Source organism: Acidovorax sp. GW821-FHT11A03 (assembly GCF_058809075.1).
The window spans coordinates 48,758-62,315 of the sequence record NZ_JBXASG010000004.1 but is presented as its reverse complement, the minus strand read 5'-3'; the positions used below and the strand labels follow the sequence as shown (position 1 = coordinate 62,315).

At 70.2% G+C, this 13,558-nt stretch carries 12 protein-coding genes; 7 read left to right on the top strand and 5 right to left on the bottom strand.

The window, feature by feature from the left end:
• Positions 1 to 198: 198 nt before the first annotated feature.
• Entirely contained in the window at positions 199 to 330 is a 132-nt protein-coding gene (locus AC1RVY_RS10680) for a hypothetical protein (RefSeq protein WP_369643649.1), read from the bottom strand.
• On the opposite strand from AC1RVY_RS10680, the gene AC1RVY_RS10675 reads away from it, so the two are divergent.
• The gene (locus tag AC1RVY_RS10675; RefSeq protein WP_218297893.1) at positions 329 to 1,474 is read left to right on the top strand and encodes a mechanosensitive ion channel family protein; all 1,146 of its coding nucleotides are present in this window, start codon (positions 329 to 331) and stop codon (positions 1,472 to 1,474) included. The genes AC1RVY_RS10680 and AC1RVY_RS10675 overlap by 2 nt on opposite strands.
• 122 nt (positions 1,475 to 1,596) lie before the next feature.
• Here AC1RVY_RS10675 and gap read toward each other — a convergent pair whose 3' ends face one another.
• The 3 genes from gap to AC1RVY_RS10660 form a co-directional block, all read right to left on the bottom strand.
• Positions 1,597 to 2,595, bottom strand: a complete 999-nt coding sequence (gap, locus tag AC1RVY_RS10670) for a type I glyceraldehyde-3-phosphate dehydrogenase (protein ID WP_218297892.1) — start codon at positions 2,593 to 2,595, stop codon at positions 1,597 to 1,599.
• 92 nt (positions 2,596 to 2,687) lie between these two features.
• Complete coding sequence (gene tkt, locus AC1RVY_RS10665) at positions 2,688 to 4,775, bottom strand: transketolase (RefSeq protein WP_218297891.1); 2,088 nt, start codon at positions 4,773 to 4,775, stop codon at positions 2,688 to 2,690.
• A 317-nt stretch (positions 4,776 to 5,092) separates the two neighbouring features.
• The gene (locus tag AC1RVY_RS10660) at positions 5,093 to 5,722 is read right to left on the bottom strand and encodes a response regulator transcription factor (RefSeq protein ID WP_218297890.1); all 630 of its coding nucleotides are present in this window, start codon (positions 5,720 to 5,722) and stop codon (positions 5,093 to 5,095) included.
• Between the two features lie 320 nt (positions 5,723 to 6,042).
• Between AC1RVY_RS10660 and AC1RVY_RS10655 the strand changes: the two genes are divergently transcribed.
• The 4 genes from AC1RVY_RS10655 to AC1RVY_RS10640 are packed head-to-tail and all read left to right on the top strand — an operon-like array spanning position 6,043 to position 9,434.
• Positions 6,043 to 6,432: an S-adenosylmethionine decarboxylase family protein gene (locus AC1RVY_RS10655; RefSeq protein ID WP_492806588.1), complete on the top strand. Its 390-nt coding sequence runs from the start codon at positions 6,043 to 6,045 to the stop codon at positions 6,430 to 6,432.
• Positions 6,433 to 6,482: 50 nt separating this feature from the next.
• Complete coding sequence (locus tag AC1RVY_RS10650; RefSeq protein WP_492806809.1) at positions 6,483 to 7,229, top strand: nucleotidyltransferase family protein; 747 nt, start codon at positions 6,483 to 6,485, stop codon at positions 7,227 to 7,229.
• Complete coding sequence (locus tag AC1RVY_RS10645) at positions 7,226 to 8,623, top strand: aminopeptidase P N-terminal domain-containing protein (protein ID WP_492806587.1); 1,398 nt, start codon at positions 7,226 to 7,228, stop codon at positions 8,621 to 8,623. The genes AC1RVY_RS10650 and AC1RVY_RS10645 overlap by 4 nt, the downstream gene beginning before the upstream one ends.
• Before the next feature lie 25 nt (positions 8,624 to 8,648).
• A complete protein-coding gene (locus AC1RVY_RS10640) occupies positions 8,649 to 9,434 on the top strand; it encodes a CPBP family glutamic-type intramembrane protease (RefSeq protein ID WP_218341807.1) in 786 nt (261 codons plus the stop codon).
• Positions 9,435 to 9,464: 30 nt separating this feature from the next.
• On the opposite strand, the gene AC1RVY_RS10635 is transcribed toward AC1RVY_RS10640, so the two are convergent.
• A complete protein-coding gene (locus AC1RVY_RS10635) occupies positions 9,465 to 10,361 on the bottom strand; it encodes a LysR family transcriptional regulator (RefSeq protein WP_492806585.1) in 897 nt (298 codons plus the stop codon).
• 168 nt (positions 10,362 to 10,529) lie between these two features.
• Between AC1RVY_RS10635 and AC1RVY_RS10630 the strand changes: the two genes are divergently transcribed.
• Together AC1RVY_RS10630 and pyk are read left to right on the top strand one after the other, a co-directional pair.
• Positions 10,530 to 12,017 (top strand): MFS transporter, encoded by a 1,488-nt coding sequence (locus tag AC1RVY_RS10630; RefSeq protein WP_492806583.1) that lies wholly within the window; start codon positions 10,530 to 10,532, stop codon positions 12,015 to 12,017.
• Between the two features lie 79 nt (positions 12,018 to 12,096).
• Positions 12,097 to 13,533, top strand: a complete 1,437-nt coding sequence (gene pyk, locus AC1RVY_RS10625) for a pyruvate kinase (protein WP_218297886.1) — start codon at positions 12,097 to 12,099, stop codon at positions 13,531 to 13,533.
• Positions 13,534 to 13,558: the final 25 nt, after the last annotated feature.

Here is a 13,558-nt window from a genome sequence, read left to right as displayed (position 1 = left end):
GCCGCGCGGCCCGCCGCCCGCGTAGGCACTGCCTCTGTATTCCTGTGGGCCATGTCTTACGAACGCTTGCAATTTGCGTGGGGCGTGGCCGGGCCTGTGCCGGGCGTCGTCCACCGCTTCACCCGTCCCTCACTCAGGTGCTGGCGGCCGTGCCGTGCAAGGGTGCGGGAACTCTGCGCGGCGCTGGCTGTCGATCAATCAGTCCACCGCGCGCCACTGCCATCGGCCATCGGCGGCCGCACCCGCGCCCACGCAGGCCTGCAAGCGGGCCACGCGCCGCAGCCCGGCGCGCGTGCCGCGCCCGCCGCCCCACCAAGGAGAAACAACCATGCCGCCATCGACCTTCTCAACCTGGATCCGCGAGACGACCTTCGTGGGCGTTCCGCTGTGGAGCCTGATGGTGGCGCTGGCCGCCGCCGCCACGACCTATGTGGGCATCCTGCTGGTGCTGCATCTGCTCACGGGCCGTGCCAGGGTGTGGGCCACGCAGTCCGGCAGCGCGGCGGCGCACACCGTGGTGGAGGTGCTGGAGGGCACGAGCCGCCTGCTCATGGTGGTCGTGGCCCTGCTGGTGGGCGCGAGCCTGCTGGAGCTGCCGGGCCGCTGGGAAAGCCGGCTCAGCCAGCTGTGGTTTGTCGCCCTTGCGCTGCAGATGGGCCTGTGGGGCATGCGGGCCATCGGCATGGGCGTGCGGCGGTATGTGGAACGCCATTCGTCCACGGGCATGACCCAGGTCAGCGCCTCCGCCACGCTGTTGTCCTGGGGGCTGCGCACGCTGCTGTGGAGCGTGGTGCTGCTGGCCATCCTGTCCAACGTGGGCGTGAACATCACGGCCTTCATCGCCAGCCTGGGGGTGGGGGGCATCGCCGTGGCGCTGGCGGTGCAGAACATCCTGGGCGACCTGTTCGCCTCGCTCGCGATCGCGGTGGACAAGCCCTTCGAGGTGGGCGATTTCATCGTGGTCGGCAGCGTCTCGGGCACGGTGCAGGTGATCGGGCTGAAGACCACGCGCATCCGCAGCCTGCAGGGCGAGCAGATCGTGATGTCCAACACCGACCTGCTCAAGCAGACCATCAGCAACTACCGCATGCTGGAGAAGCGGCGCATCGTGTTCGGCTTCGGTGTGTCGTACAACACCACGCCCGAGCAGGCCGAGGCGATCCCGGGCGTGGTGCGCAAGCTCATCGACGCCCATCCGGAGCTGCGCTTCGACCGCGCGCACTTCAAGGCGTTTGGCGCGAGTTCGCTGGACTACGAGGTGGTCTACATCGTCCAGGACCCGGCGTTCAACCTCTACATGGACCTGCAGCAGTCCATCAATCTGGGCCTCATGCGCGAGTTCAAGGCCATGGGGGTGGAGTTTGCCTTTCCCACCAGCACGGTGCACATCGCCAGCGCGCCTGCGCAGTCCCAGGGCCCGGCGCCGCTGGCTGGTGCTGCGGCGGCCGCCGCCGCGTCCGTGGCCGCGCGTTGAGGCGGCGGCCTGCCGCGCACCGCGGGGCGGGCGGGGGGCAAAAAAAAGCCGGCAGCCTTTGCAGGCGGCCGGCTTGAACAGGGTAGTTGCTTCTAATGCTTCTTCATTCTCAAGGGTAACGCTTACTTGGAAACAACGCGCACCATTTCCAGGCACTTGTTCGAGTAGCCCCATTCGTTGTCGTACCAGCTCACGACCTTCACGAAGGTGCCGTCCAGCGCGATGCCGGCGTCGGCGTCGAAGATGGACGTGCGGGTGTCGCCACGGAAGTCGGTGGCCACCACCTTGTCCTCGGTGTAGCCCAGCACGCCCTTGAGCGCGCCTTCGGACTGGGCCTTCATCTCGGCCTTGATTTCCTCATAGGTGGCAGCCTTGTCCAGCTCCACCGTCAGGTCGACCACCGACACGTCGCTGGTGGGCACGCGGAAGGACATGCCGGTCAGCTTCTTGTTCAGCGCCGGGATCACCACGCCCACGGCCTTGGCGGCGCCGGTGCTCGAGGGGATGATGTTTTCCAGGATGCCGCGGCCGCCGCGCCAGTCCTTGTTGGACGGGCCGTCCACGGTCTTTTGCGTGGCGGTGGCGGCGTGCACCGTGGTCATCAGGCCTCGCTTGATGCCCCACTTGTCGTTGAGCACCTTGGCCACGGGGGCCAGGCAGTTGGTGGTGCACGAGGCGTTGGACACGATGGCCTGGCCGGCGTAGGTGTCGTGGTTCACGCCGAACACGAACATGGGCGTGTCGTCCTTGGAGGGGGCCGACAGGATGACCTTCCTGGCGCCCGCATCGATGTGCTTTTGCGCGGTGACCTTGTCCAGGAACAGGCCGGTGGATTCGATCACCACGTCGGCGCCGACTTCGTTCCACTTGAGGTTGGCGGGGTCGCGCTCTTGCGTCAGGCGGATCTTCTTGCCATTGACGACCAGGGTGTTGCCGTCCACCGAGACTTCGCCCTTGAAGCGACCGTGCACCGAGTCGTACTGCAGCATGTACGCGAGGTACTCCGGCTCCAGCAGGTCGTTGATGCCCACGACTTCGATGTCGCTGAAGTTCTGGATGGCCGAGCGCAGCACGTTGCGGCCGATGCGGCCAAAGCCGTTGATACCAATCTTGATCGTCATAGGGTGTCTCTCCAAGGTTGCAAAGTCGAAATCAGGAATCTGCCGGGGCGCGCCCGCTGCAGCAGTGGGCACGCAGCGGGCGGGGAGGCGTCTCAGCGGGCCTTGACCTTCTTGGCGGGCTTGAGCCGTGCGGCGCCGATGGCGACCAGCACCGCGTCGGCCACGTTCTCTTCGGTGAAGCCGAAGTGCTTGAACAGCACGGGCGCCGGGGCCGATTCGCCGTAGGTGTCGATGCCCACCACGGCGGCGCAGCCGTACTTCCACCAGCCGTCGGTCACGCCCATTTCCACGGCCACGCGGGGCACGCCGGCGGGCAGCACGCTGCCCTTGTACTTGGCGTCTTCGCGGTCGAACGTGGTCGTGCTGGGCATGGAGACCACGCGCACGGCGATCTTCTTGTCGGCCAGCAGGCGCTGGGCCTTGAGCGCCAGCTGCACTTCGGAGCCGGTGGCGATGATCACGGCCACTGCCTTCTTCTTGATGCCGACATCCGCGGGTTCGGAGAGCACGTAGGCGCCGCGCGAGATGTCGCCCAGGTCGCGCTTGGGCGCGTAGGGCAGGTTCTGGCGCGACAGCAGCAGGGCGGTGGGCTTGTTGCGGTTGGACAGGGCCACGCTCCAGGCCACGGCGGTTTCGGCCGTGTCACCGGGGCGCCACACATCCAGGTTGGGGATCAAACGCAGGCTGGCGGCGTGCTCGATGGACTGGTGGGTGGGGCCGTCTTCGCCCAGGCCGATGGAGTCGTGCGTGAACACGTGGATCACGCGCTGCTTCATCAGCGCGGCCATGCGGATGGCGTTGCGGCTGTAGTCGCTGAACGTGAGGAAGGTGCCGCCGTACGGGATGAAGCCGCCGTGCAGCGCGATGCCGTTCATGATCGCGGCCATGCCGAACTCGCGCACGCCGTAGTTGATGTGGCGCCCGCCGATCTTCTGGCCGTTTTCCAGCGTGGTCTGTACCACGTGGCCCTGCATGTCAAAACGCAGGTTGGGGGTGCTCTTGGTGTTGGTGAGGTTGGAGCCCGTCAGGTCGGCGCTGCCACCCAGCAGTTCGGGCAGCGCGGCGGTGAAGGCTTCCAGCGCCAGCTGGCTGGCCTTGCGGCTGGCCACGGTCTCGCCCTTGGTGTGGGCCGCCACCACGGCGTCCACGGCCACTTGCGCGAAGTTGGCGGGCAGGTTGCCCTCCATGCGGCGCGTGAGTTCGGCGGCCAGCTCGGGGAAGGCGGCGCTGTAGGCGGCAAAGCGCTCGTTCCACGCGGCCTCTGCAGCCTGGCCGTTGGCCTTGGCATCCCAGCCGGCGTACACGTCGTCCGGGACCACGAAGGGCTCGCTGGTCCAGCCCAGGGCTTCGCGCGTGAGCTTGATTTCTTCCGCGCCCAGCGGCTCGCCGTGGGCCTTGGCGGTGTTGGCGCGGTTCGGGCTGCCCTTGCCGATGTGCGTCTTGCACACGATGAGGGTGGGGCGCTCGGTCTGCTTCTTGGCTTCCACGATGGCGGCGGCCACCTTGTCGGCGTCGTGGCCGTCGATGGGGCCGATCACGTTCCAGCCGCTGGCCACGAAGCGCAGGGGGGTGTTGTCGGCGAACCAGGGGGCGACCTGGCCGTCGATGCTGATGCCGTTGTCGTCATACAGCGCGATCAGCTTGTTGAGCTTCCAGGCGCCAGCCAGCGACACGGCCTCGTGGCTGATGCCTTCCATCAGGCAGCCGTCGCCCAGGAACACGTAGGTGTTGTGGTCCACCACCGCGTGGCCTTCGCGGTTGAACTCGGAGGCCAGCAGCTTTTCGGCCAGCGCGAAGCCCACGGCATTGGTGATGCCCTGGCCCAGCGGGCCGGTGGTGGTTTCCACGCCAGCGGTGTAGCCCACTTCGGGGTGTCCTGGCGTCTTGCTGTGCAGCTGGCGGAAGTTCTTGAGTTCGCCAATGGGCAGGTCGTAGCCGGTGAGGTGCAGCAGCGCGTACAGCAGCATCGAGCCGTGGCCGTTGGAGAGCACGAAGCGGTCGCGGTCGAACCACTGGGGATTCGTGGGGTTGTGCTTGAGGTGGCGGCTCCACAGCGCCACGGCCATGTCGGCCATGCCCATCGGGGCGCCGGGGTGGCCGGAGTTGGCTTGTTGAACGGCGTCCATGGCCAATGCGCGGATCGCATTTGCCATCTGTTGGGATTGCTGGGTGTTGGCCATGGGGGAGGGTTCAGGGTGGGAGGTTCAGGGGAAACCCGGCATTTTACCGGGGCGGCGCCCCCGCCCCTCCACCGGCGGCCTGGAGCCCGGAGCGCGGTCCCCCGCGCTGGCGGCTTTTGCCCCGGCGGATGCCGCACGGCCCGCGCGCAGCCCGCGGCACATCTGCGCTCAGTGATCGGCCGTTCCGAGTCTCGGAGGCGGGCGCATTGCGCGGCCGTCGCACCGCGGCCTGCCGGACCTTCAATTTTGAATCAAACAGGTCACCAGCGATTGTCTATAAAGCGCTGGCAGCTATCAAATCAGGAGCTTCTTTAGGCTCAGTCGGGCGCCAGCAGGCCCAGCCGCCGGGCCATGCGCACGGCCTGCACGCGGTTGCTGACCTCCAGGCTGCGGAAGATGGCACCCGTGTGCGCCTTCACGGTCGCCTCGCTCATGCCGAGCTGGCGCGCGATCACCTTGTTGGCATGCCCGTTCGCCAGGCCGTGCAACACCTCGACCTGCCGGGGGGTCAGGGCGGCGCAGGCGGACGCCCGGGCCGCCGTGCCCAGGAGCATGGGCGGCAGGTAGATGCCGCCGGCCAGCACCAGATGCAGGGCGTTGAGCATCACGGCGGCGCGTTCGCGCTTGGAGATGAACCCCATGGCGCCCGCGTCCAGCACGTCGCGGACCACGGCGGGGTCTTCGCGGGCGGAGAGCACCACCACCGGCACGCCGGGCGCCAGCGCCAGCAGGCGTTCCAGGCCGCCGCCACCCGGCGCGCTGGCGTCGCGGCCCGGCATGTCCAGGTCCACCAGGGCGAGGGCGGCATCGGGATGCTCCACCACCAGCGACGCCGCGCTGGCGTAGTCGTTCGCCTCCAGCACCTGGGCCTGAGGGTCCAGTGCCGACAGCAGGTGCTGCAGTCCTTCGCGGAACAGCGTGTGGTCGTCGGCAAGGATGATCTTCATGGTGGCGACACTATGGGGGGTGTCGGTGCCTGCGAAACGGCGGCCCACGATCGCGCGCAGGCGTGATCCGGTAATAGTTGGCACAAGCGGCTTCGGGTGGCCGGGCCGGGGTTGCGGGGCAGGGGCTGTCATGGGCCGCGCAGGCTACCCGAGCGCCCGGCGCATCGCCCTACCCCGGCGGGATAGTCCGTGGCGCCGCGCGCGCGACCACCGCCTGGGCGCTGGACCGCCGGGACCGGCCGGGGTGGCGCCAGCCCGGCCGCGATGCGGGCCCGAAAGCCCGGCGCCGCCCGCCCCCGTGATGCACTACAGTGCGGGCCATGCAAGGACTGCACCTCACCGCCGATCTCCATGGCTGCCGCTGCGCCCCCGTGTGGCTGCTCGATGCCGCCGCCCTGGGCCGGGCCTGCGGCGACGCCGTGCGCGCCGCCGGGCTGCAGCCCGTGGGCCAGCTGTTCCACGGATTTCCCGCCACCGCCCACGGACCTGGCGGGGTGACCGCCACCGTGCTGCTGGCCGAGTCGCACCTGTGCGTGCACACCTGGCCCGAACAGCAGGCCGTCACGCTCGACGTCTATGTGTGCAACTTCGGTGCGGACCATTCGGGCAAGGCACGCGCGCTCCTGGAGGCGCTCGTGGCCCTGTTCGCACCCACGGCCGTGCAGCGCCACGCGCTGCAGCGGGGCGCCCTGCAGGAGGCCGTGGCGTGAGCGCGGGGGCCGCTGCGCCGGCCGCCGCCACCGGGGGGCAGGTCCCCGCCATGCTGCTGGCCGCAGGCCGTGGCGAGCGCATGCGTCCGCTGACCGACACCATCCCCAAACCCCTGCTGCAGGTGCAGGGCCAGCCGCTGCTGCAGTGGCACCTGGCGGCGCTGCAGGAAGCGGGTGTGAAGCAGGTGGTGATCAACACCGCATGGCTGGGTGGACAGATCAGCCACCACTTTTCCGATGTTTTTGGCCTCCAGCGCCGGGTGGACAAGCGCAAGCAGCTATCCATTTCATACTCGCACGAAGGCGTGGACTTTGGCGGCGCACTGGAAACCGCCGGCGGCATCGCCCGCGCCCTGCCCCGGTTGGGCCCCGTGTTCTGGCTGGCGGCGGGCGATGTGTTTGCGCCCGACTTCGTGTTCGGCAGCGCCGCCGTGTCGGCTTTCGAGGCCAGCGGCCACCTGGCCCACCTGTGGCTGGTGCCCAATCCGGCGCACAACCTGCGCGGCGACTTCGGGCTGTCGGCGGACGGGTTGGCACTGAACCTGCCCGCCGCCGACCCCGCGCCGCGCTACACCTACAGCACCATCGCCCTGCTGCGCGCCGGGCTGTTCGCGGCGCCCTGGTGCGACATTCCTGCCAGCAACCCGGACGGCATCAAAGCCCCGCTGGCGCCGCTGCTTCGCCGCGCGATGGACAATGGCCGGGTCAGCGCACAGCTCTACACCGGACGCTGGACCGATGTGGGGACCCCCGAGCGCCTGGCTGAACTCAATTCTCTCTCTGCTGCCCGTCCATGAACACCACCGTGCCTGCCTCCATCTACGCCCAACGCCGCGCGCGGCTTGCTGCCCAGCTGGGCGCGGGGGGCATCGCCATCATTCCCACGGCGCCGGAGCGCCCGCGCAACCGGGACACCGACTTCCTGTTCCGCCACGACAGCTACTTCTACTACCTGACCGGCTTCATCGAGCCGGGGGCATGCCTTGTGGTCGCGCAGGACGGGTGCAGCACCCTGTTCTGCCAGCCCAAGGACCTGGAGCGCGAGATCTGGGACGGCTACCGGCTGGGCCCCGCTGCGGCGCCCGTGGCGCTGGGCGTGCAAGCCGCCCATTCCATCGCGGAGCTGGACGCCAAGCTGCCCCGCCTGCTGGAGAACCGCCACCGCGTGTGGTACCCGTTTGCCATCCACAGCGGCCTGGCGGCGCGGGTGGAAGGGTGGCTGAACGCGGTGCGCGCGCGCGTGCGCTACGGCGCGCTGTGCCCGGCGGAGCAGAACGATGTGTGCACGCTGCTCGACGAGATGCGGCTCATCAAGGACGCGCACGAGCAGGACATCATGCGCCGCGCCAGCGACATCAGCGCCAGGGCGCACATCCGCGCCATGCAGCGCTCGGCCCGCATGCTGCGCGCCGGCCAGGACGTGCGCGAGTACCACCTGGATGCCGAGCTGCTGCACGCGTTTCGCGACGAGGGCTCGCAGTACCCGGCCTACAGCTCCATCGTGGCGGCCGGGGCCAACGCCTGCGTGCTGCACTACCGCGCGGACGCCGCCCCGGTGCGCGACGGCGAGCTGGTGCTCATCGACGCGGGCTGCGAGCTTGACGGCTACGCCAGCGACATCACCCGCACCTTTCCGGCCAACGGCCGCTTCACCGGGCCGCAGCGCGCGCTGTACGACCTGGTGCTGGCCAGCCAGGACGCGGCGGTGGCGGCCACCAAGGCCGGCGCGCGCTTCAACGACCCGCACGACGCCACCGTGGCCGTGCTGGCGCAGGGCATGCTGGACCTGGGCCTGCTCGACAGGAACAAGGTGGGCACCGCGCAGGACGTGATCGACACGCGCGCCTACTTCCAGTTCTACATGCACCGCACGGGCCACTGGCTGGGCATGGACGTGCATGACTGCGGCAGCTACGTGGAACCCGATGAGGTCGGGGCGGTGAGCGAGCGCAAGGACCCGCTGTCGGGCGAGACCATCACCAACCGCCCCAGCCGCGTGCTGCGCCCGGGCATGGTGCTCACCATCGAGCCCGGCATCTACGTGCGGCCGGCCGACGGGGTGCCCGAGCAGTTCCACCACATCGGCATCCGCATCGAGGACGACGCCATCGTCACCGAGACGGGCTGCGAGCTGATCACGCGCGGCGTGCCGGTGAAGGCCGACGAGATCGAAGCGCTGATGCGCGGCTGAGGCCGAGGGATGGCCAGGGTCCACGATGGCTTCTGATACCGCCGTGCCCGCGCACCTTGCCACGCGCTCCCCCCGCGCGCAGAAGTGGCGCCTGGGTGCTGCGCTGTGGCTGCTGGGCCTGCCGGGCGTCGTGGCCGTGGTGTGGGCGCTGGTCCCGCCCCTGGCCGCCCACCAGGCCTTGCTGCCGCTGCCGCTGTGGGCCATGGTGCTGCTCAGCGGCCTGCAGACCGCGGTCCTGCTGGCCCTGTGCGTGGCACTGGGTGTGGCGCTGGCGCCCCGCGTGGGGCTGGCGGCGCCTGCCGTGTCGGCCTGGCTGCAGGGCGAGCCGGTGGCCGGGCCCTTCGGGCGCCAGTGGGCGCCGGGGCTTGTGGGCGGGCTCGCGGGCGCACTGTGGCTGTGGGGCCTCTCGCTGGTGGCGCCGCAGGCGCTCAGGCCCTCCGACCCGGCCGGTGCCGCATCCCTGGGGGTCAAGCTGCTCTATGGCGGGATTTCCGAGGAACTGCTGGTGCGCTGGGGCGTGATGAGCCTGCTGCTGTGGCTGGGCTGGCGCTTCGTGCAGCGCGGCCAGGGCACTCCGGGCCGTGGCATCGTGGCGGCCGCCGTGGTGGCCAGCGCCCTGCTGTTTGCGCTGGGGCATCTGCCGGCCGCGCAGGCCATGGCCGGGGTGCTCACCCCCTCCGTGGTGGCGTTCGTGCTGGTGGGCAACACCGCCTTCGGGCTGGTGGCGGGATGGCTCTATGCCCGGCATGGGCTGGAGGCCGCCATCCTGGCCCATGTGCTGGCGCACGCCCTGTCGCATCCCTTCGTCTGACCGCTGCGTGCGGCCGTGCGGGGGCGCGCGTCAGCGAAGCTCGGCGCACACCTCCCGGACCAGCCCGCGCAGCCACTGGTGCGCGGGATCGGCTTGCAGCCGGGGGTGCCACAGCAGCGACACCGTGATCTGCGGCACCGGGACGGGCAGTGCAAAGCTGGACATGCCGGCGCGCAGGTTGCCGGTGTGGTGTTCGGGAACCGTGGCAACCAGGTCGGAGCCGCGCGCCAGCGCCAGCGCGGTGGAAAAGCCGCCCACCACGGTGGCGATCTGCCGCGCCAGGCCCAGGGGCGCGAGGGCATCGTCCACGTGCCCCCGGTCCCGCCCCTTCCGCGACACGAGCACATGCCTGCCGGCCGCATAGCGGGCCGGCGTGATCTCGCCCGCGCACAGCGGGTGCCCCGCGCGCACGACCCCCACGAAGCGGTCGCGGAACAGGGCCTGCGCCCGCACCTCGGGGCCCATGGCGTCGCCCACCACGCCGGTCTCCAGGTCGACGGTTCCATCGCGCAGCGGGGCGCTGTGCCTGTCGGTCTTCTGCACGAAGCGCAGTCGCACCCCGGGGGCGGCCTCGCCCACGCGGGCGAGGAGGCCGGGGCCAAAGTTCTCCGCAAAGCCGTCGCTGCAGCGCAGCGTGAAAGACCGGGCCCATTGGGCGGGGTCGGACGCCGATGCGGGGCGCAGGACGGCCTCGGTGTCCTGCACGAGCTGGCTGACCTTGTCGCGCAGCTCCAGTGCGCGTGGCGTCGGCACCAGTCCGCGCCCGGCCCTGACGAGCAGCGGGTCGCCGGTGGTGTCGCGCAGCCGGGCGAGCGCCCGGCTCATCGCGGAAGGACTCAGGTGCAGGCGCTCGGCGGCCCGCGCCACGTTGCCTTCCGCAAGCAGCACATCCAGGGTGACCAGCAGGTTGAGATCAGGCCGCGGCATGGCGGGACCATAGCACGCCGGTCCGTGGCATGGCGTCTGGTGCATGTATGGAATGCAAATACTGCGTCTTCCGCCGGGCCACGTGCCTGGCTACGCTGGAGCGGCTGGTTTTCCAGGGGCGCCGACCGGGCACCCGCGAACCATCGCCTCCCGAGGAGACCCTCCGCCATGACACCCCCCACCCGCACCGCCATTCCCCCGCAAGCGACTTTTTCCCTGCCGCCCCAGCCTGCCGCGGGCGGGCCGCGGGCCACCGGCCTCTCGGACAGCCGGTGGGCGCTGGCGAGCCTTGCGCTGTCTATGCTGCTGTCCTCGCTGGGCACCAGCATCGTCAACGTCGGCTTGCCCACGCTGGCGCAGGCGCTGGGCGTGCCCTTTCAGGAAGTGCAATGGGTGGTGCTGGCCTACCTGCTGGCCATCACCACGGCCGTGGTCGGCGTGGGCCGGCTAGGCGACGTGGTGGGCCGCCGGCGGTTGCTGCTGGCGGGGCTGGCCCTGTTCACGGGGGCCTCGGCCCTGTGCGCCGCGGCCCCCACGCTGGGGCTCCTGGTCGCCGCCCGGGCGCTGCAGGGGCTGGGCGCGGCCGCGATGATGGCGCTCACGATGGCCTTCGTGGGCGAGACCGTCTCCAAGGACCGGGCGGGCAGCGCCATGGGCCTGCTGGGCACCATGTCCGCCGTGGGCACGGCCCTGGGGCCGACGCTGGGCGGTGTGCTGATCGCCCAGGCCGGCTGGCCGATGATCTTTCTCATCAACCTGCCGCTGGGCGCCCTGGGCCTGCTGCTGGTGCGCCGCCACCTGCCGGCGGACCGCCAGGCCGCAGGGGAGAGGCCCGGGTTCGACCCCCTGGGCACGGTGCTGCTGGCCCTCGCGCTGGCGGCCTACGCGCTGGCCATGACGATGGGGCGGGGCGGCTGGGGCCTGCTGAACGGGGCGCTGCTGTGCCTTGCGGCGCTGGGGGCATGCCTGTTCGTGTGGGCCCAGGCGCGCGTGGCCGCGCCCCTGGTCCGGTTGTCGGTGTTGCGCCTCCCCGGCTTGGGCGCGGGCCTGGCCACCACCACCCTCGTGGCCACGGTGGTGATGGCGACGCTGGTGGTGGGGCCGTTCTATCTGTCGGGGGCGCTGGGGCTCGGTGCCGCGCAGGTCGGGCTCGCCATGTCGTGTGGCCCGCTGGTGTCCGCGCTGGTGGGCCTTCCCGCGGGCAGGGCCGTGGACAGGCTGGGCGCGCATTCCATGGGGCTGGCCGGGCTCGCCGCCATGCTGGCCGGGTGCGCCGGCCTGGCGCTGGCGCCGCTCGCATGGGGCGTGCCGGGCTATGTCGTCCCGCTGGCGGTCTTGACGGCGGGCTATGCCCTGTTCCAGGCGGCCAACAACACCGCGGTCATGGCCCACGCAGAACCGGGCGCGCGGGGTGTCGTGGCGGGGTTGCTCAACCTGTCGCGCAACCTGGGGCTCATCACGGGAGCTTCCGCCATGGGGGCCGTGTTCGCGATGGGCGCGGCGCTGGCGCATGCCATGGGGGCTTCAGGGATGCCCATGGTGGCGGGCATGCGGGCCACGCTCACGGCCGCCGCGCTGCTGATGGTGGGGGCCATGGCCCTCATGCTGGGCAGCCGTGCGCGCAGGCGCCAAGGATGCCCTCCGGGCATCGGCTGAGGGCGCCTGGTAATCGGCATGTAACCGCTTCGTGTGAGAATTGAAATTCGATTACATACCCACAGAAAGAGACAAGCCCATGCCTACCCGCCGCGCCACCAAGATTGTTGCCACCCTGGGCCCCGCATCGAGCGACCCGGCACTGCTGGAGGCCATGATCCGCGCGGGGGTGAACGTGGTGCGGCTGAACTTCAGCCACGGCAAGGCGCAGGACCACATCGACCGCGCCGCCACGGTGCGCGCCGCGGCCCAGCGCGCGGGCCGCGAAGTGGCCATCATGGCCGACCTGCAGGGCCCCAAGATCCGCGTGGGCAAGTTCGCCGAGGGCAAGGTGCAACTGGAATCGGGCGCCAAGTTCGTGCTCGACGCCTCGCGCACGGAGCTGGGCGACATCGACGGCGTGGGGCTGGACTACAAGGAGCTGCCGCGCGACGTGAAGGCGGGCGACCTGCTGCTGCTCAACGACGGGCTGATCGTGCTCACCGTGGATGCGGTGCGCGGCGAAGAGGTGCACACCACCGTCAAGGTGGGCGGCGAGCTGTCCAACAACAAGGGCATCAACAAGAAGGGCGGGGGCCTCACGGCACCGGCCCTCACCGCCAAGGACATGGAAGACATCCGCACGGCCATGAGCTTCCAGGCCGACTATGTGGCGGTGAGCTTTCCGAAGAACGCGACCGACATGGAAATGGCGCGCCAGTTGTGCAACGTGGCCGCGTCCGAGTACCGCCACAAGCCGGGCCTGATCGCCAAGATCGAACGCGCCGAGGCCATCCCGCACCTGGAAGCCATCCTGCGCGTGAGCGACGGCATCATGGTGGCGCGCGGCGACCTGGCCGTGGAAGTGGGCAACGCGGCCGTGCCCGCCTTGCAAAAGAAGATGATCCGCATGGCGCGAGAACAGGACAAGGTCGTGATCACCGCCACGCAGATGATGGAAAGCATGATCACCAACCCCGTGCCCACGCGCGCCGAGGTGAGCGACGTGGCCAACGCCGTGCTGGACGGCACCGACGCCGTGATGCTGAGCGCCGAGACAGCCGCCGGCCGCTACCCGCTCGAGACGGTGGAAGAAATGGCCACCATCTGCGCGGCGGCCGAGGCGGCCGAAGACCACCAGCTCGACGCCGACTTCACCGGCCAGACCTTCGGCCGGATCGACCAGTCCATCGCCATGGGCGCGCTGTTCACGGCCCACCACCTGGGCGCCAAGGCCATCGTGGCCATGACCGACAGCGGCGCTACGGCACTGTGGATGAGCCGGCACAGCATCGACATTCCGATCTATGCGCTCACGCCCAAGGTCGCCACGCAGCGCAAGATGGCCATGTACCGCAACGTGCGCCCCTTGCTCATGGACACCAGCGCAGACCGCGACACGGCGCTGGAGCAGGCCGAGCGCCACCTCAAGAGCCGCAACATCGTGCAAAAGGGCGATGTCTACGCCATCACCTGCGGCGAGCCCATGGGCGCCCCCGGCGGCACCAACATGCTGAAGATCTGCGTGGCGAGTTGAGCGCGGCCGCCGGAGCGGCGACGCC

Bases quoted from the DNA above. Each gene is read 5' to 3' on its own strand.
- AC1RVY_RS10680 (WP_369643649.1), bottom strand. From the start codon at position 330: ATGGTTGTTTCTCCTTGGTGGGGCGGCGGGCGCGGCACGCGCGCCGGG.
- AC1RVY_RS10675 (WP_218297893.1), top strand. From the start codon at position 329: ATGCCGCCATCGACCTTCTCAACCTGGATCCGCGAGACGACCTTCGTG.
- tkt (WP_218297891.1), bottom strand. From the start codon at position 4,775: ATGGCCAACACCCAGCAATCCCAACAGATGGCAAATGCGATCCGCGCA.
- gap (WP_218297892.1), bottom strand. From the start codon at position 2,595: ATGACGATCAAGATTGGTATCAACGGCTTTGGCCGCATCGGCCGCAAC.
- AC1RVY_RS10650 (WP_492806809.1), top strand. From the start codon at position 6,483: ATGCTGCTGGCCGCAGGCCGTGGCGAGCGCATGCGTCCGCTGACCGAC.
- AC1RVY_RS10660 (WP_218297890.1), bottom strand. From the start codon at position 5,722: ATGAAGATCATCCTTGCCGACGACCACACGCTGTTCCGCGAAGGACTG.
- pyk (WP_218297886.1), top strand. From the start codon at position 12,097: ATGCCTACCCGCCGCGCCACCAAGATTGTTGCCACCCTGGGCCCCGCA.
- AC1RVY_RS10645 (WP_492806587.1), top strand. From the start codon at position 7,226: ATGAACACCACCGTGCCTGCCTCCATCTACGCCCAACGCCGCGCGCGG.
- AC1RVY_RS10640 (WP_218341807.1), top strand. From the start codon at position 8,649: ATGGCTTCTGATACCGCCGTGCCCGCGCACCTTGCCACGCGCTCCCCC.
- AC1RVY_RS10655 (WP_492806588.1), top strand. From the start codon at position 6,043: ATGCAAGGACTGCACCTCACCGCCGATCTCCATGGCTGCCGCTGCGCC.
- AC1RVY_RS10635 (WP_492806585.1), bottom strand. From the start codon at position 10,361: ATGCCGCGGCCTGATCTCAACCTGCTGGTCACCCTGGATGTGCTGCTT.
- AC1RVY_RS10630 (WP_492806583.1), top strand. From the start codon at position 10,530: ATGACACCCCCCACCCGCACCGCCATTCCCCCGCAAGCGACTTTTTCC.